At 43.8% G+C, this 18,655-nt stretch carries 11 protein-coding genes; 9 read left to right on the forward strand and 2 right to left on the reverse strand.

What is annotated here, in order from left to right; translation table 11 throughout:
* Positions 1-34: 34 nt before the first annotated feature.
* The gene (locus tag DWX62_RS17910; protein ID WP_120173049.1) at positions 35-1,981 is read right to left on the reverse strand and encodes an ATP-dependent DNA helicase RecQ; all 1,947 of its coding nucleotides are present in this window, start codon (positions 1,979-1,981) and stop codon (positions 35-37) included.
* Positions 1,982-2,102: 121 nt separating this feature from the next.
* Complete coding sequence (gene recJ / locus DWX62_RS17915; protein ID WP_005833333.1) at positions 2,103-3,818, reverse strand: single-stranded-DNA-specific exonuclease RecJ; 1,716 nt, start codon at positions 3,816-3,818, stop codon at positions 2,103-2,105.
* 195 nt (positions 3,819-4,013) lie between these two features.
* Here recJ and yaaA point away from each other — a divergent pair, with 195 nt between their 5' ends.
* The 9 genes from yaaA to DWX62_RS17960 all read left to right on the forward strand — a co-directional run bounded on the left by yaaA (position 4,014) and on the right by DWX62_RS17960 (position 18,651).
* Entirely contained in the window at positions 4,014-4,787 is a 774-nt protein-coding gene (gene yaaA, locus DWX62_RS17920) for a peroxide stress protein YaaA (protein WP_005830017.1), read from the forward strand.
* A gap of 147 nt (positions 4,788-4,934) precedes the next feature.
* Positions 4,935-5,930 carry a phosphatidylinositol-specific phospholipase C gene (locus tag DWX62_RS17925; RefSeq protein WP_005830019.1) on the forward strand — a complete coding sequence of 332 codons (996 nt, stop codon included), beginning with the start codon at positions 4,935-4,937 and terminating at the stop codon, positions 5,928-5,930.
* 83 nt (positions 5,931-6,013) lie between these two features.
* Positions 6,014-6,838, forward strand: coding sequence for an ROK family protein (locus DWX62_RS17930; RefSeq protein ID WP_005833328.1), 825 nt, complete (start codon positions 6,014-6,016; stop codon positions 6,836-6,838).
* Between the two features lie 173 nt (positions 6,839-7,011).
* Entirely contained in the window at positions 7,012-10,194 is a 3,183-nt protein-coding gene (locus DWX62_RS17935) for a TonB-dependent receptor (RefSeq protein ID WP_005830023.1), read from the forward strand.
* Between the two features lie 22 nt (positions 10,195-10,216).
* The gene (locus DWX62_RS17940) at positions 10,217-11,854 is read left to right on the forward strand and encodes a RagB/SusD family nutrient uptake outer membrane protein (protein ID WP_005833325.1); all 1,638 of its coding nucleotides are present in this window, start codon (positions 10,217-10,219) and stop codon (positions 11,852-11,854) included.
* 202 nt (positions 11,855-12,056) lie between these two features.
* Positions 12,057-14,987, forward strand: a complete 2,931-nt coding sequence (locus tag DWX62_RS17945) for a GH92 family glycosyl hydrolase (RefSeq protein WP_120173050.1) — start codon at positions 12,057-12,059, stop codon at positions 14,985-14,987.
* Positions 14,988-15,005: 18 nt separating this feature from the next.
* Complete coding sequence (locus tag DWX62_RS17950; RefSeq protein ID WP_120173051.1) at positions 15,006-15,869, forward strand: endonuclease/exonuclease/phosphatase family protein; 864 nt, start codon at positions 15,006-15,008, stop codon at positions 15,867-15,869.
* A 13-nt stretch (positions 15,870-15,882) separates the two neighbouring features.
* A complete protein-coding gene (locus tag DWX62_RS17955; protein WP_008664179.1) occupies positions 15,883-17,025 on the forward strand; it encodes an alkaline phosphatase in 1,143 nt (380 codons plus the stop codon).
* Between the two features lie 21 nt (positions 17,026-17,046).
* A complete protein-coding gene (locus tag DWX62_RS17960) occupies positions 17,047-18,651 on the forward strand; it encodes a trehalase family glycosidase (RefSeq protein WP_044468242.1) in 1,605 nt (534 codons plus the stop codon).
* The last annotated feature ends 4 nt before the right edge of the window (positions 18,652-18,655 follow it).

Raw genomic sequence — 18,655 nt, forward strand, 5'->3', positions numbered from 1 at the left:
CAGGACATTCTTTTCCAACGGCAAAAGTAATGAATTATTTTTTGATTTGAAGCATTCCGTTGACAGCAATTACCTTGCCTTCGTCCAACAATTCATGTAACACATCGATGAGCATGTTTTTATCGTCTGGTATCTGTTCTGCCAAAGTGGCTGGAGTTTGTGGTTTATCAGATAGGGCTTGAAGAATCTTTTCAGAAAGTTCCTTTTCCGAAAGGTGGCCGGAAGGTTTCTTGTTCTTCAAATTGATACAAGTGTCGCACTGCCCGCAGTTATGCTCGTTCTTCTCTCCGAAGTAGTGTAGCAGCATCCGGCTACGGCACACGGTATCGCTGCTCACGTAATCCAGCATGGCACTTATGCGTTTCTCATATCGCTCTTTGCGTTCCTCGTACACGGTGGGAGGGATTTGCAGGTGGCGCATTTCAACCCTCTCTCGCGTGTATATTATATATGGTGTCTTTTTGCGGGGGATGTAACTGACGATATGTAGCTTGGCTAGGTGGATGAGCTGTTCATACACTTGCCGGCGTGTGAGTCCAGTGCGTATGGCCAGTGAATCTTCATTGATGAAAGCATGGTCTGTGAAGACCCCGGTATAGGAGCGGAGAATGGTTTGGATGAGTTTGTCCATATCTTCGCCGAGCTCTCTCAGTTTATAAAGTTCGTCTCGACGGATAGTGAACAGTAGCCGGGATGCATTGTCTTGTTCGTCTGTATATTCCAAGTATCCCGCTTGTGTCAGAATCTTCAAGGCACTGTCCACGGGAACGGGGAAGTACTTGAACTTTCGGCAAAAGTCTTCTATATTGAACTCGCGTACACAGCCTTGTCCATCTCCCATTGCCATCTGGTAATAGTATTGAAGATGCTCATATACTTCCTTTATATATTCTTTTTCAGGAAAGGTGTCGGGAATGCGTTTGTGCAGTGTTGCCTTATCCGACTTGGCGTAAAGGACGACCGCGTAGGCTTTTTGTCCGTCCCTTCCGGCACGTCCTGCTTCCTGGAAGTAGGCTTCTATGGAATCGGGCAGATCCATGTGGATGACAATCCGTACATCCGGTTTGTCGATACCCATACCGAATGCATTGGTGGCGACCATGACACGGCTTTCTCCTGTTTGCCAGCGTTGTTGGCGGATGTCTTTGGTGGCGTCATCCAGTCCGGCATGGTAGAAATCTGCGGTGATGTCTTCGTTGTGCAGCAGTTCGGTAATTTCCTTGGTGCGGCGGCGGTTGCGCACATAGATGATGGCGCTTCCGGGCATACGGCGCAGGATGTGCAACAGCTCTCCCGTCTTGTTTTCCGTCTTGCGGACGATATAGGCAAGGTTTTTGCGTTCGAAACTCATGCAGAACACATTTTCCTCACGGAAATGCAGACGGGCCTGGATATCTTTCACTACTTCCGGAGTGGCGGTGGCTGTCAATGCCAGGATGGGTACGCCGGGCAGAAGTTCGCGTATTTCGGCTATCTTCAGATAGGCGGGACGGAAATCGTAGCCCCATTGCGATATGCAGTGGCTTTCGTCTACCGTAATCATACTGATTTTCATCTTCTGCAGTTTGGTGCGGAAGATTTCAGTATCGAGCCTTTCGGGGGAGATATAGAGGAACTTGAAATTGCCGAATATACAGTTCTCCAGTGTGACGATGATTTCCTGCCTGCTCATGCCTGAGTAGATGGCAAGCGCCTTGATTCCCCGCTTTTTCAGGTTTTGTACCTGGTCCTTCATAAGGGCAATCAACGGAGTGATGACCAGGCAAAGTCCTTCCTGGGCAAGCGCCGGAACTTGGAAAGTGATGGATTTTCCTCCTCCCGTGGGCATCAGTCCTAAAGTGTCCCGTCCCTCGGTAATGCTGTTGATGATGTCTTCCTGGATTCCCCGGAAGGTGTCATAGCCCCAGTATTGCTTCAGAAGCCTCACCCCCAACCCCTCCTCCGTAGGGAGGGGAGTTTTGAAGTTACTATTGTTACTCATAACCATACAGTACTTTCTTGCTATACCTTATATAAACAGTACTATTCTTATTCCCCTCCCTACGGGATTGCTCTCCCCCGATAACGGGGGAGCCGGAGGGGGTGGGGTTAGGGGAGAGGCCTTAATTCGGCTTTATGTCTTCAATCTGCAACTGTACCTCACCCCTCTTATGGGTATTCTCTTCAATGGAATAGCAGATGTCGAAGGAACGTTTGGTCTTGATGAAGCGTACGTGGGAACTTTGCCCGAAAGCGATGCCGTTCATCACATTGTTCGATTTATTATCCACCAGTTCCAGCTTGATATGTTCCTGGTCACGGCCTACGACTTTGCTGGTACCATAATCATAGACATTGTGCGTACAGAAAATGGGTTTGGCATTGTCCGGTCCGAATGGATTGAATTTCTTCAGGTCGCTGAAGAATTTCGGAGTGATGTCTCTGAAATCAATCTCGGCATTGATGTCGATGACGGCGCATGTCTGTTCCGGCAGGATATTTTGTGATACGAACTCTTCGAAGCGTTCGATAAAGGCCGGTACATTTTCCACCTTCATGGAAAGACCGGCGGCGTAGGTATGACCTCCGAAGTTTTCCAGAAGGTCGCGGCAGTATTCAATGGCTTTGTAGACATCGAATCCGGAGACGGAACGGGCAGATCCGGTTGCCATGTCATCCGTACGTGTCAGTACTACTGCCGGCCGGTAATAGATTTCCGTCAGCCGGGAGGCTACGATGCCGATGACGCCTTTATGCCAGTCTTCATTGTACAATACGATGGAACGTCGGTCGGCAAGTCCGTCCAGGTCAGCTACAATCTTGTTGGCCTCCTCGGTCATGGTCTTGTCCAGGTCCTTGCGTGTCTCGTTGTATTGGTTGATTTGTCCGGCTTTCTCCAGGGCAAGAGAGAAATCTTTTTCAGTAAGCAAGTCAACAGCTTCTTTCCCGTTCTGGATACGTCCGGAGGCGTTGATGCGGGGACCTATTTTGAATACAATGTCACTGACGGTGATGTCCTTGTCCGTCAGTCCGCAGACATCAATGATTGCTTTCAGGCCTACGCTGGGATTACTGTTCAACTGCTTCAAACCGTGGTAGGCGAGAATGCGGTTTTCACCCATAATGGGGACAATATCCGATGCGATACTGACGGCGCAAAGGTCCAGTAAAGGGATAAGGTGATGGAACTCGATACCGTTGTTGAGGGCAAATGCCTGCATGAACTTAAAGCCTACACCGCATCCGGACAGATGTTCATAAGGATAGGTGTTGTCTTCCCGTTTGGCATTCAGAATGGCTACAGCAGGGGGCAGTACATCATCGGGGACATGATGGTCGCAGATGATGAAATCAATGCCTTTCTCCTTGGCGTATGTGATTTCTTCGACGGCTTTGATACCGCAGTCCAATACAATAATCAAACCTACACCACTCTCTGCGGCATAGTCTACTCCTTGGATTGAAACTCCATACCCCTCATTGTAACGGTCGGGGATATAGTAGTCGATGTTCGAATAGAACTGTTGAATAAACTTGTAGACCAATGCCACAGCCGTGGTACCGTCTACGTCATAATCTCCATAAACAAGAATGCGCTCTTTCTTTCCCATTGCCTTGTTCAGGCGCTCTACGGCTATATCCATATCCTTCATCAGGAATGGGTCGTATAAGTCCGGTAGTTGGGGGCGGAAAAACTTCCGGGCATCCGCTGCCGTTGTTATTCCCCGCTCCACCAGCAATTTTCCCAATATTGGGCTAATTCCCAATTCTTGGGCCAGTTGTTGGCTTGCTTCTGCCTGTTCGGGTGTAATGGGTTGATAATTCCATTTGTGAGTCATTTTATATATTATTTTTTCTTTTTCTATCTCAAGATGTTGGGGGAGTAGAGGGGGGCAATACGTGCACTTTTCTCCAACAAGGTGTAAAGGTATGAAAAACTCTTGAAACGGAGGTGAATTCTGCGGAAAAACTTTATAAGTATATGTATTCTCCACTAAAAAACTTTATTTTTGTATCCATTAAAAAATATCGCTATGCTTGTTTTTATCTCTTGTGCAAAGACCATGGCAGCGCGCTGCTCTGTTGTCGTGCCCGAAGTCACAGTCCCGAAATTCGAAACGGAGGCTGTGCGGAATGCGTTGGAAATGTCGCAGTATTCAGTATCCGAATTGGAAAGGCTTCTTCGGGTGAATACCAAAATTGCTGCCGAGAACCGTTTGCGTTTTCATGATTTCTGTTCGGAGGAGAATCGTTCGATGCCAGCCGTTTGCGCCTACACGGGAGCTGTTTTTAAACGCATTCTTCCGAAAGATTTTTCAGCGGAGGATTTTCGTTATGCGCAAGAACATCTGCGTATCACTTCTTTTCTTTATGGGTTGCTTCGCCCGCTGGACGGTATCAAACCCTATCGTTTGGAAGGAGATGTCCGTTTGCCCGAAAAAGGTGGAATATCCATGTTTGATTATTGGAAGCCTTTGTTGACGGATTACTTCATAGAGGAAATTAAAAACTGTGGCGGTGTTCTCATTAATTTGGCAAGTGCTGAAATGAAAGATTTGTTCGACTGGAAGCGGGTGGAGCAAGAGGTGCGTGTTATTACGCCCGAGTTTCAAGTTTGGAAGGCCGGACAGCCGAAGACTGTCGTTATCTATGCCAAGATGTGTCGCGGAGAGATGACGCGTTTTATTGTCAAGAACCGTCTGGAGTGTCCTGAGGAGTTGAAATCCTTTTCTTGGGAGGGCTTCGTCTGGGATGAGATACGCAGTACGGAGAATGTATGGCATTTTTCGTTAGGTACATTTATGTAATGAAAAGGTACATTACGTTTGGCTCAGATGTTACTATATGTTGCTTTCGATGTTTGCGCAAAATGAAGAACTAAATACGCAATTTAGGATGAGGGAAAAGAATGAACCCTCTACATTTGCATGCAGTAAACTTAAAAGCAATATACTATGAAGAGAAACAGATTAAGAACAGTTGTTGTATTAGCTTTGACCATATTTCTATTGAATGCTCCGGTTTGTGCTACAGCTTCCAGATTGCAGGATACTTGTGCGGAGGCGCGGGATGAGGTTGCACTGCGGCCTGAGTGGATGAGGATTCTCCATGATACGCTTCCTATATGTAAGATTTCTATTCCTGGTTCACACGATAGCGGTAGTATCAAAGGAGGGCATATGTTGAAAACACAAGCAACAGATATTCCCGCTCAATTACGGCAAGGCATCCGTGCTTTCGATATCCGTTTGGAAAAGAAGGGTAATAAACTGGGGGTGTTTCACAGTCATGCCTTTCAGGATATATATTGGGAAGATGATGTTTTACCTGCTTTTATACACTTTCTGCAAACATATCCTTCTGAGACTTTGATTGTTTCCTTGAAAAAGGAAGGGGGAGAATTGCGGGATTATGCTTCTCTGCTGTCCGTTTCTTTAAGCAGCCCTGAGTATCAAAGTTATTTCGTGATGGACTTTCGCCCTGAACTGACGCTGAAAGATTGCCGTGGAAAGATTCTTTTCCTGCATAGGGATCATGCTATGGATAATTATCCTGGAGCAGCATGTGTAGGTTGGGAGGATGACAGTACTTGCCTGCTCACTCTTCGCAATAAAGATGGTAAGGAAGGAGTGGCTTTGCTCGAAGATGAATATCAATATGAATCGGGTGAGGAGGCCGGGAAGAAGGTAGGGGTTTGTGTCCGTAATATTGAAGGGATGTCTGCTGAGCCGGTTTCCTCACGTCGGTGGGGAATTACTTTTGTAAGTGCGACGGGGCTGCCCTTGGGAACCCCTAAAGTCTTTGCTGATAAGGTGAACAAGCCTATTGCTGACTATTTAAAACAAAAGAATAGCCGGAATTGCGGTATTGTTTTTATCGATTTTGTCAGTGAACCTGGAGGAAAAGATTTGGTGGAATATTTGATTGACAGTAATGTTTGCGCAAAATGAAGATTTATATGCGCAATTGGGAATACTGAAAAAAAAGCATTTTCTTAATTTTGCACATGTTGAACACCTTAATGTTATATACTATGAAACTGTCAATAGATTTAGGAGGAACCAATATTCGAATAGCCCAAGTGGAAAAAGGGAACTGCTTGAATAAAGTGTCGGTTCCATGTTTAGCTCAGCAAGATGCTTCTACTGTGCTAAACCAGCTTTCCCAGCTTATTCGGAATATGATGAATGAGCAGGTAGATGGTATCGGTATCGGTGTCCCTTCAATTGTTGATCCGGAGAAAGGAATTGTATATAATGTAGCAAATATATCTTCTTGGAAAGAAATACACTTGAAGGAGATTTTGGAGAACGAATTCAAGGTGGCAGTTGCCATTAATAATGATTCCAACTGTTTCACTTTGGGGGAGAGCCTATACGGCGAAGGAAAATCTTATACCAACATGGTAGGCGTTACTATTGGGACCGGAATTGGAGCTGGCGTTGTCATTGGCCGTCGTTTGTATGGTGGGCAATATATGGGAGCCGGTGAGATAGGCTCATTTCCTTATTTGGACTCTGATTTTGAACACTATTGCAGTAGTTTCTTGTTTAAACGTTATGGCACTACCGGTGCGGTAGTAGCTGAAAAAGCCCAGCAAGGAGAACAAGCTGCATTGGAGATTTGGAAAGAGTTTGGGAGGCATTTGGGTAATCTTATAAAGGCAATTCTTTTTGCCTATGCTCCCCAGGCTATTGTTTTAGGAGGCGGTATTGTATCGGCTTTTCCTTTCTTTAAAAATGCTATGGAACAAACAATGCAAAGTTTTCCCTACAAGATTATATCGGATAATGTGAGTGTGGTGGCTTCGCATCAAAAGGATTCCAGTTTATTGGGTGCTGCCGCTCTTCTTGAGTAATAATCCCTATACGGTTTGATTGAAAATAATAAATATTTTGCAGTTATATTATTTTACGCATAAATAAGGACTGTTAGAGAATTGTTCCTTTTGTAATAACTATGTAATTCTGCTTTCTGACCTTTGTGGCGGAATTATAATTTTCTATATTATAAACTTTAAATTTTGAATGCATGAAACAAGTAAATCTTAGAATCTATCGAACGATTCTGACCCTATTGTTGGGACTGTTCTTGTCGGCAGGTGCTTATGCACAGCAGATTTCTGTGAAAGGAACAGTAAAGGATCAGACTGGCGAACCTGTGATTGGTGCCAATGTGTTAGTAAAGGGGACGACTAATGGAGTGATTACGGACGTTGACGGAAACTTTAATGTTTCGGCCGATAAAAACGGCGTATTGGTAATCAGTTTTGTCGGCTATGTGACTCAGGAAGTACCAGTGGCAGAAAAACAAATGGTAATTGTGCTTAAAGAGGATACAGAACTTCTGGATGAGGTTGTTGTATTAGGGTATGGTGCGAATACACGTAAGCAGGACTTGTCTGCTTCAGTGGGTGTAGTAAGTAATACTGAAGAATTGGCTGCTCGCCCGGTAACTTCTACCGAAGGCATGCTGCAGGGACAGCTGGCAGGTGTTACCATTACGGCCGATGGTGGCGACCCAACTTCTTCTCCTAACATTGTGATTCGTGGTCAAGGCTCACAAGATGGAGACAATGTACTTTGGGTTGTGGACGGTGTTCCCGGTGCACCTATCTCATCCATGAATGATATTGAAAGTATCGTTGTTTTGAAGGATGCTGCTTCTGCTGCTATCTATGGCGCACAGTCTGGTGCAGGTGGTGTTGTGTTGGTAACTACCAAAAAAGCGAAACAAGGTGCTCCTTCGTTGACTTATGACGGCACTTTTGGTATTCGTCAGGCTACCAATTTGATAGAACCACTGAATGCGGAGCAGCAGATTGAGATGCGTAAGATATCTCATCAAAATGCAGGACTTTCGCTTCCAGTCGGTTGGGATGTTACCAAAAATCCATGGATAGGTACGACTCGTACTGATTGGATGGATGAGATTTTCCGCACTGCCTTCTACCAACGTCATAACGTAGCGTTGAATGTAGGTTCTGATAATTTTTCAAATCGTATATCTTTTGCTTACGATAATGATGAAGGTGTTTTGATTAATACTTTCAAGAAGAATCTTACATTACGTTATAATGGTAAAATGCAGCTGAACAAGTGGGTGAGCGTCAGTGAGGATTTTGTATGGCAGAACACTACCCAACGTTCCAAAGCTACGGATAACGATGCTTATACAGGACCTATCCTTTCGGCTATCTACATGCCGGCAAGTGCCACTGTCTATAATCCGTTGGACGGAAGTTATGGTGGTGTGACTACGGAAGATCCTGCCTATATTGAAAAATATGGTTCGAATTTCTCTGATATCCACGGGGATGCTGTAAATCCGGTACGTCTATTGGAAGCAGAGAATTTGTATGACAAGATAAGTGACATATGGAGCACTACCAGCTTGGAGATAGCTAATGTACTTCCTGGATTGAAGTTTACGAGTCGTTTTACTTATAATATGAAGACTAATCATTACAAGAAGTTCAATCCTATTCGTGATGAAGTAGGTAAACCGGCTTTGTCGAATAATCTTCAAGAAACTACTTACCGTAGAGATGCTTGGAAGACGGAAAATACCCTGACTTATGATAAGACATTCGGTGAACATACGGTTGGTGCCTTGTTCTCGACTACGGCAGATCATTCTGAAACGCGTGGACTGGAAGTGACGGGTAAGGATTTTGCGGATGAATCGGAATTTTTACAATACATGGCGTATGCAGGATCAGTGACAGCATCTGACTATTTGACTGGACCTGATGCCAATGTGTCGTTGATTGCCCGTTTGGCTTATTCTTATAATGACCGTTATTTTGCTACTGCATCTTGGCGTCGTGATTATGCTGGACGTTTGCCTAAGGAAAATAACTATGGTGATTTCCCTGCAGTGACCCTTGGATGGAAAATATCTAATGAAAAATTCTTTAAGAAGAGTGATTTTATCAGTTTGCTGAAATTGCGTGCTTCTTGGGGGCGTGTAGGTAATTTGAGCTCTATAGGGCTTAATTATAAGTCTGCTTTGTTGAAGAAAAGCTCGTGGACAGAACAAGCACAATATGGTCCTGAGGCAAATAATATCTGGAATACTTTGATTTACAACGGCTCTGCGTTAAATCCTGATTTGACCTGGGAAACTTCAGAACAGACTGACTTGGGCTTGGATGTTGAGATGTTTAAAAACCGTTTGTCGGTATCATTAGACTATTTTGATAAACGTACTTTCAATTTGATTCAGACACAATCAATGGGGTGGCCTTCTACTATGGGACTCGATGCCATGTTAATCAATCAAGGTGAAGTGCGTAACCGTGGCTTTGAGATTCAAGCTAATTGGAGCGATAAGATTAACAAAAACCTTTCTTATTTCGTATCGGGTAACTTCTCGTATTTAAAGAACTGGGTATCAGATATAGGTGTGAAGGATGCGGATGGCAATCCGGGTTTGTGGCCTAATGATAAAAGGTTCCGTAGCATCCCTTATATGATGCAGAGTACGGAAGGGGAACCTCTGAATTCCTTCTACTTGATTAAGACAGATGGTTTGTTCCAAAGTGATGCAGAAGTTGCCGAGTGGAATGCTAAACATGGAACATATGTGACCAATGATAATGGTGAAAAAGAGTGGGTAGGTATTCAGCCGAATGCCAAGGCTGGTGACTTGAAGTTTGTGGATCATAATGGCGATGGTAAAATTACGGATGCAGACCGTCAGTATATGGGTAGTGCGACTCCGAAGACGACTTTTGCCTTTACATTGGGAATGACGTGGAAAAAACTTTCTTTCAGTGCCATGTTCCAGGGAGTAGGTGGAGCAAAAGCTTTATATGTAGGAAAGTACATGCTGTTGAGTGATGTAGAAGGAAACTTTAACCGTTCCAGCGGGATATTGAATGCTTGGAGTCCTACAAATACCGGTTCTGATATTCCTCGTTTGTCAAAGAATGACCCGAATGGAAACTTTACGACTGCATCTGATTGGTATTTGGAGAATGCTTCTTATCTGCGTTTGAAGAATGTAACCCTTTCTTATGATTTAAGCGATGTATTCCGCAAGTGGTCTCATTTGAATGACCGTAACAGCCGTTTGTCTGTGTACTTCAGTGGTGAAAATCTTGCTACTATCACTGGATATTCTGGTATGGATCCTGAATGTGGTGGCTGGGATGCTTTGAAATATCCGGTATCTCGCGTATTATCTGTTGGTGTAAAATTGACTTACTAATAATTAATAGAGAAGAATGATTATGAAAAAAAATATATTATTTTTTGCGATGTCTGCCACATTGCTTATGAGTTCTTGCAGTGACTTCCTTGATGTGCAACCAGAGGGAGATGCTACTACAACGACTTATTTTACCAATGACCTGCAGGCTATTGATGCTGTAGATGCATTGTATGAAAGATTTCATCAGGAAGCTGTATATGGACGCGAACTGTTTTGGGAACAAGGTGCCGCGTGCGACGTTGTGTGGGGAAAGACCCGTGATTTTCCAACACTTGCTACATTGAAATATACAGGAGACGAATCCCCTTTGCGTACTATTTTTGATACTATGTACAAAGTGATGGCACGTTCCAACTGGGTAATACAAGAGTTGCTTAAGAAAGGGAAAAGCACCACTTTGAGTGATATTGAAAAGAGAAGTCTCGGTGAAGCTTACTTCACTCGTGGATGGGCTCATTTCTTGATCGCTTATCGTTACGGTCTTGATACACAAGGGGTACCTTTTGTCCGTTATGAAGATTTTGAAGGTGGCTATGACAATTCTATTCCTCCTCAGCAAGCTTCGGTCATCGATAATTATAAATTGATTATCTCGGATATGGACAAGGCAATAGAGTATTTGCCCCGTTTTGAAGAGTATGGAGATAATGATAGAGGACGCGCGCACGATGCGGCTGCAGTAGCTTTTAAAGCTAAAGTTTATGCTTATTGGGCAACTTGGGATGCTACACAATGGGGAAATGTAATCAGTATGGTCAATGAACTGGAAACTGCTTACGGACGTGATTTAGCCGGTACTTATGAAGAGTTGTTCTCTTCTGATTTCTCTAAATGGTGGAATAAAGAGTATATTTGGACTATTCCTGGAAATGGTGGCTCTCAAGGTGGCGGTTCGGAGTTTCCGGGAGTTGTCCTTGAGAACAAAGGCTGGGGACAATATAATGGCTGGGGACAGAACAAGCCGTCTTATGATATTTACGAAGAGATGTTGAAAGACGGAGCTGGTAATGACCGTTTGGTTCGTACGGTTTTAGAGTATGGTCAGGAATTTCAATTCTTGGGTGAATCCCGTGCTTTTTATTCAAGCTCGGATATTGAATCCGGTTTTATGATTAATAAATACATGGATCCCTTTAAGTATGAAGATGCAGCCAATAAGGGGTATATCAATACAAACGGAGACTGGCCGACGGTACGTATTAATTTCCCGGTTATCCGTTTTGCAGAAATGTTACTTTTCCGTGCGGAAGCTTATTTGATGACTAATAAAGCGGACTTGGCTACGGCTGATTTGAATCGCATTCGTAAACGTGCCAATGTTGCATTATTGACGGGCACTGCTACTATGGCTGACCTATATCATGAACGCCGTTGTGAATTGGCATTTGAGTTTACAGACCATTTATATGATTTGAAACGCTGGTATCGCTCAGGCAATACTGAAATAAAGGCTTTGGCTGCTGCCGAATTGAATGCCCGTCCGCGCGTACGTCATTATGCCAACCGCCAGGACCCTGCTTCCACATTCGTTGTAGGTGAGTATGAGGATTATACGGATAAGATTGCTTATCAGGATTACATGATCGTATTCCCTTATCCTTCGGTTCAGATTACCAAATCTGATGGTAAGTTAAAACAGAATCCTCATTATGATTGATATTTTCTCTGAAAGAGATAAAATATAAAAAAAGACCTCATTGCCATTGGTCTAATCTGCAGGGGTTGGTATTTTCGGGTATTGATCCTTGCAGATATTTCTTCTTTTTCTTTCATTTGCAAAGGCTATTCATAAAATCATTTTAATATACGGAGAGACGGCATTCCCGACAGTCTGCAGCGCTCTTCAAATATACAGTCTGATGAAATTAAAAACTCTTATATGTGCAACTACTGCCTTTTGGGCTTGCTGCTCTTGTACATCCGGTGAACTATCTCCCGTAGACTATGTAGACCCTTTTATAGGTACCGGCTTTCATGGGCATACTTATCCGGGGGCAACCGTTCCGTTCGGGGCGGTACAGTTAAGTCCTGACACGCGTGCCGGAAACTGGGATGCTTGTTCGGGGTATCATTATAATGATACGACTCTAAAAGGTTTTTCACACACACATTTAAGTGGGACCGGATGCATTGATCTTGGGGATATACTGTTTCGTCCTACTACGCTGAAACCGGATTTGACTACGGAAAGCATTTACCAGCCAGCGGCTTTTTCCCATAAAGACGAAGATGCTTCTGCCGGATATTATTCGGTTGTTCTGAAAGAAGAAGGAATAAAAGCTGAATTGACGGTAACGGCACACGCCGGTATGCACCGCTATACGTTTTCTTCCGGCAAAGAAGCATCTATTATTATAGATTTGACTCATTTGCTTGATAACGAATATATTTATGAGGCTGAACTTGAACAGACTGCCGCCAACGAAATAACAGGTATGCGCAGAACCAGGGGATGGACGGACAATCAGTACGTTTATTTTGTAGCCCAGTTCTCGAAACCTTTTCAGGCCATAGACTTTATACAGAATAAAAAGATGGTTTCTGCAGGAGTTAAGTTGAACGGTACCGATTTGCAGGCTTGCTTGTCCTTCGATAATAGTAATGGAGAGCCGGTTATAGCCAAAGTTGGATTATCCATTGTCAGTGAAAAGAATGCACGTGAGAATTTGGAAACCGAGGTGATAGGTTTCGATTTTGATGCCGTGCGTAGTGCTGCCCGTTCCGCTTGGGAACAAGCTCTCTCTGCTATTACGGTAAAAGGCGGCAATACGGACGACTTGAAGAATTTCTATACAGCCATGTATCATTCTATGGTTGTACCCAATGTCGTGAGTGATGTCAATGGTGAGTACCGCCGTCATAATATGGAAATTGGGCAATTGCCAAAAGGCAAAGTGCAATATTCTACATTTTCGCTTTGGGATACTTTCCGTGCATGGAATCCGTTGATGACTTTGATTGATACAACTTTGGTCAATAATATGATAAATTCCTTTCTGGACATTTACGAATCTTCGGGTGAACTTCCTATCTGGCCGCTTTCTGCCGGAGAGACGGGAACTATGATTGGTTATCATGCAGTGTCCGTTATAGCAGATGTTTATATGAAGGGTATTAGAGGATTTGACGCGGAAAAGGCGTTGGAAGCTATGGTAGTTTCTTCTGAAAAGAACAAAAAGGGAGCTGATTACTATATTCAGAATGGCTTTATTCCTTCTAATATAAAGAAAGAGTCCATCTCTTGTTTGCTGGAGTTTGCCTATGATGACTGGTGTATTGCACGTATGGCTCAGGAAATGAGTAAGGATGATATTTATCAAAAGTATATTCAACGTTCCCAGAACTATATCAATGTTTTTGATGGTAATACAAAATTCTTCCGCCCCAAGCGGATGGATGGGAACTGGGAAACTCCCTTCAATCCTATTGAGGTAGGTCGTGCCTATACGGAAGCCACAGCCTGGCAGTATCGCTTCTTTGTACCTCACGATGTAAGCGGTATGGCACAACTGTTTGGTGGTAAGAAAGAGTTTATTACCGCACTCGATTCTATCTTTACAGTAGAGTCGGATGTACATGGCGATTTAGTGGATATTACCGGACTGATAGGTCAATATGTTCATGGCAATGAGCCGAGCCATCATATCGCCTATCTGTACGATTACGTCGGACAGCCTTGGAAGACGCAGGAAATGACACGCCGTCTGCTCCATGAAATGTACGCTCCTACGCCTGAAGGAATCATTGGTAATGAAGATTGTGGACAGATGTCCGGTTGGTATATATTATCCAGCTTGGGTATTTATTCAGTTTGTCCGGGAAGCAATGAATTTGCACTGACTACTCCTCTATTTGAGAAAGCGGTTGTCAACCTGGCAAATAGAAAGACTTTGACCATCCTTGCCAACAATCCGAAGAAGAATGTCTATATCACAAAAGTAGAATTGAACGGACAACCGATAGATGTAAATTTTATTACTTATGCACAGTTGATGGAAGGTGGAGAACTTCGTTTTACTTTGTCCGACAAGCCGAATATGGAGAGAGGTGTTTCCTCTGAAGCATCCCCTTATTCCTATACTAAAGATGAAGTCGTTTCCATTCCCTATGTGGATAAGGATTTGAACTTGTTTATGGATAAGGTAACGGTTGCATTGGCCACAACAACCAAGGATGCCGAAATCAGATATACATTGGATGGCAGCGAGCCCACAGAGCAGTCGGCATTGTACGAGCAGCCTTTTGAACTGGACAAGACCACTTTAATAAAAGCCAAAGGATTCAAGGAAGGTCTCCGCTCAAGCAGAACATTATCCATATCGGCAACGAAAGCTGAATTAAAGGCTGCTCTTTCTGTAAATCCTACTCAGAATGGTACATCTTATAAGTACTTTGAAGGCACTTACCAGAAAGTGGCTGATGTAGAAAAGTCACCGTTGCTGGAGTCTGGTGTCATGCCCGAACCTTCTATTAAGGGTGCTAAGCAGGAGGATCATTTCGGTTATATCTTTTCTGGATTGATAAATGTTCCCGAAGATGGAGTCTATACTTTCCAGACCCGTTCGGACGATGGCAGTGTCTTGTACATTCACGATGAGCAGGTAGTCAATAATGATGCTTCCCATGCTGCAATTCCTGCTACCGGAATGGTCGCGCTGAAGAAAGGTTTTCATCCTTACAAGCTCTATTACTTTGAAGATTATGAAGGTGAGTATTTGAGCTGGGCTTGGAAACTGCCTTCTGCCGAGAAGTTGGCACCCATCCCTGCATCGGCTTTATTTGTGAAATAATAGTTTAATATATATGCTATGAGAAAGTTATTTTTGTTATTTTTACCTTTGTTCGCTGCATCATGCGGACAGGTGAAGCAGCAGGTACCTGCACCAGAGCCCGTTAATGTCATGAGTTTCAATATTCGCTATGACAATCCGGAAGATAGCTTGGACAACTGGCAATACCGTAAAGACCGCGCGGCAAATGCCATCCGTTTTTATGATGTGGATATATTGGGTACGCAAGAAGTACTTCATAATCAGTTGGAAGACCTTAAACAACGATTGCCGGAATACGGAGTCATCGGTGTAGGTCGTGAAGATGGAAAGGAAAAGGGTGAATATAGTGCACTCTGGTATAAGAAAGATCGTTTCAACTTGCTGGATTCTGGCTATTTCTGGTTGAGCGAGACTCCTGAAGTTGCCGGTTCCAAGGGCTGGGATGGAGCTTGTGAGCGTATTGCTTCATGGGCAAAACTGCAAGATAAAGTAAGTGGTAAGGAGTTCTTCGCATTGAATACCCACTTGGATCATGTAGGTGTTGCTGCACGTCGTGAAGGTATAAGCCTTATGCTGGATAAAGTAAATGAGTTGAGTGGTAACTTACCCGTAGTAGTAACGGGCGACTTTAATGCTAGTCCGGAATCGGATGTCATCAAACACGTGACTGACCCTTCCAATCCGGAACACTTGACAGATGCACGCCAGGCATCGGCAATTGTTTATGGTCCGGCATGGAGTTTCCATGATTTCGGAAAGATTCCTTACGATAAACGTCCGCTGATTGATTACGTTTTTGTACGTAATGGACTGAAAGTTTTGAGGTATGGTGTATTGGCTGAAACAGAGAATAATGCTTTCCTCTCCGACCATGCCCCTATTTTAGTAACAGTTGAATAATAAAACAATAATTATGACTAAGATATTAAGAATATGTATCGTTATGCTCTTGGCAGTCTTGCTACTGCCGGTAGAGTTATCGGCACAAAGCCGCCGTGATAAAGAACAGACCTATGTTTTGGACCAACCTTATGAGGTGACAAAGATTACCCCTCCCCAGGGCAAGAAGATAAAGAATGTCATCTTGATGATTGGTGATGGCATGAGTCTTATGCACGTATATTCTGCCTGGACAGCCAATCGAGGCAAGTTGTTTTTGGATAACTGCCAGGTAGTGGGTTTGTCTAAAACCTATTGTGCCAACAAGCTGATTACAGACTCGGGAGCGGGTGGAACAGCCATAGCTACGGGGCAGAAGACAAACTATCATTCTGTGGGTGTAGATACCGAAGGACGTCCTTTGAAATCATTGGTAGACCTGGCTGCTGCTAAAGGTAAATCGACCGGTATAGCGGTGACTTGCCGTCTGTGGGATGCCACTCCTGCTGATTTTTGTTGCCATAACAAGGATAGGGATGCGGAAGCTGAAATCGTAGCAGATTACGTTAATTGCAGTGCCGATTATGTATTCGGTGGAGGTGCCAAGCTTTTCGAAAACCGTGAAGATGGACGTGACTTGTTTAAGGAACTACGCGATAAAGGATTTCAGACTCCTCGCAGTTGGGATGAATTGGCTGGCATAAAGAGTGGTAAGGTATTTGCCGTACCTTATCCCGTCGATACTCCTCTTCCTGCTGAACGTGGCGACCTTTTGGCACGTGCTTCATTGAAAGGTATCGAATTGCTGGACCAAAATAAAAACGGTTTCTTTATGATGATAGAAGGTTCGCAGCTGGATGACTACGGACACTTCAATGACATTGATTTGCTGATGCAGGAAACACATGACTTTGACCGTACTATCGGTGCCATTTATGAATGGGCTGCCAAGGATGGAGAAACATTGGTAGTAGTTACTGCAGACCATGAGACTGGTGGACTTACGTTGGTTGATGGAGATTTGGCAGAAGGCAGAATCGTATGTAAGTTCTCTACCGGTGGTCATAGCGGTGTAATGGTACCAGTGTATGCTTTTGGTCCCGGTGCAGAGGAGTTTACAGGGATTTTTGAAAATACTGCTATCTTTGACAAGATAAAAAAACTGCTCAATTTGTAATTTAAAAAATAACTATTTCCTATGTTGAAACACATTTTATTGGTAGGCTTGCTTTCTTTTTCCACTCTCCCTTTGCTGAAAGCTCAGAGCTGTGGCAATGATGAAAAGTATCATTTGCCTTATAAAAATACATATGTAAAGGAACCGCTGGTCACTGAAAATGAGTATCGTGTGGCAAAACCTGAGACGATTGTGCCGAAAAGCTTCGAAGAAGCTCGGCAGATTCTTCCCAATCCCATTTGGGGTGGACATGACAAGGAACTTGAAATGTATTGGAAGGCATGGGAAATAGCTATCGGCAATATTCGTGCTCCTCAAGCAGGCTCGGGTTTTGTCTCAAGCTATTTGGATACAGCTTATAATGGTAATATCTTTATGTGGGATTCCTCTTTCATTCTGATGTTTGCCCGCTATGGTACCCGTTTCTTTCCTTTCCAGAATACGCTGAACAACTTTTACGCCAAGCAGCATCCCGACGGTTTCATTTGCCGTGAAATAAAGGCGGATGGTGCCGATTGCTTTGAACGCTATGATCCGGTGAGTACCGGACCGAATTTGATGCCTTGGTGTGAGATGGTCTATTTCCATCAGTTTGGTGATACGGAACGCCTGCACAAGATATTTCCGGTACTTTGTGCTTATTATAAGTGGTTGAAATTGAACCATACTTGGAGAAATGGAACCTACTGGTCAAGCGGATGGGGGACCGGCATGGATAATATGCCCCGTGTTCCGTCGGAATACAGCCCTATCTACAGTCACGGGCATATGATTTGGTTAGATACAAACCTACAGCAATTATTTACTGCCAATTTACTACTTGAGATGGGCTTTTATCTGGAACGTTGGCAAGAGATAGAAGAGTTTGAAGACGAAGCCAAAATGCTGGGAAAATATATCCATGACAATCTTTGGGATGAAAAGACCGGTTTCCTTTATGACCAGTATGCTGACGGTACGCTCTGTACAACCAAGGGAATAGGTGCCTATTGGGCTCTGTTTACTGATGTATTGGATTCTGTACAGTTGGACCGCATGGTGAAGGAATTGGATAATCCTGCCACATTCAACCGGAAACACCGTATTCCTTCTTTGTCTGCCGATAATCCCAAGTACAAGGAGAATGGCCGTTATTGGCAGGGTGGCGTATGGCCGGGAACTAATTACATGGTGATGCAGGGCCTTGTGCAGAAAGGTTATGGTAAACTGGCACGGGAGATTTGTTTGAATCATTATGCCCAGGTGTTTGAGGTCTATAAGAAGACTGGAACTTTTTGGGAATATTATGCTCCGGAAAGTGCTGAGCCGGGATTTATGGCAAGGGATAATTTTGTGGGTTGGGCAGGACTTCCTCCTATTGCTGAATTGATAGAATTTATTATCGGTATTCGGGGAGATTATGCCAAAAAGCAGATTATCTGGGATATGAATTTGACGGAGATTAACGGCATAGAACGCTATCCTTTTGGTCCCGAAGGGCTTATCTCCTTAAAAGCTGAAGCACGCCGTTCTGCAAGTGATGAACCCCGTATCACAGTAGATTCTAATATTGATTTTGAACTGTGTGTACTCTATGGTGGAAAAGAGAAAAAGATAAATGTGACATCCGGTAAGCATACCTATTAAAGAA

Origin of the sequence: Bacteroides sp. AF20-13LB, from assembly GCF_003603065.1 — a bacterium.
GTDB lineage: Bacteria > Bacteroidota > Bacteroidia > Bacteroidales > Bacteroidaceae > Bacteroides > Bacteroides uniformis.

Excerpts from the sequence above, each read along its gene's own strand:
- DWX62_RS17945 (WP_120173050.1), top strand. The coding sequence starts at position 12,057 with ATGAAATTAAAAACTCTTATATGTGCAACTACTGCCTTTTGGGCTTGC.
- DWX62_RS17960 (WP_044468242.1), top strand. The coding sequence starts at position 17,047 with ATGTTGAAACACATTTTATTGGTAGGCTTGCTTTCTTTTTCCACTCTC.
- DWX62_RS17940 (WP_005833325.1), top strand. The coding sequence starts at position 10,217 with ATGAAAAAAAATATATTATTTTTTGCGATGTCTGCCACATTGCTTATG.
- DWX62_RS17925 (WP_005830019.1), top strand. The coding sequence starts at position 4,935 with ATGAAGAGAAACAGATTAAGAACAGTTGTTGTATTAGCTTTGACCATA.
- recJ (WP_005833333.1), bottom strand. The coding sequence starts at position 3,818 with ATGACTCACAAATGGAATTATCAACCCATTACACCCGAACAGGCAGAA.
- DWX62_RS17935 (WP_005830023.1), top strand. The coding sequence starts at position 7,012 with ATGAAACAAGTAAATCTTAGAATCTATCGAACGATTCTGACCCTATTG.
- DWX62_RS17930 (WP_005833328.1), top strand. The coding sequence starts at position 6,014 with ATGAAACTGTCAATAGATTTAGGAGGAACCAATATTCGAATAGCCCAA.
- DWX62_RS17955 (WP_008664179.1), top strand. The coding sequence starts at position 15,883 with ATGACTAAGATATTAAGAATATGTATCGTTATGCTCTTGGCAGTCTTG.
- yaaA (WP_005830017.1), top strand. The coding sequence starts at position 4,014 with ATGCTTGTTTTTATCTCTTGTGCAAAGACCATGGCAGCGCGCTGCTCT.
- DWX62_RS17910 (WP_120173049.1), bottom strand. The coding sequence starts at position 1,981 with ATGAGTAACAATAGTAACTTCAAAACTCCCCTCCCTACGGAGGAGGGG.
- DWX62_RS17950 (WP_120173051.1), top strand. The coding sequence starts at position 15,006 with ATGAGAAAGTTATTTTTGTTATTTTTACCTTTGTTCGCTGCATCATGC.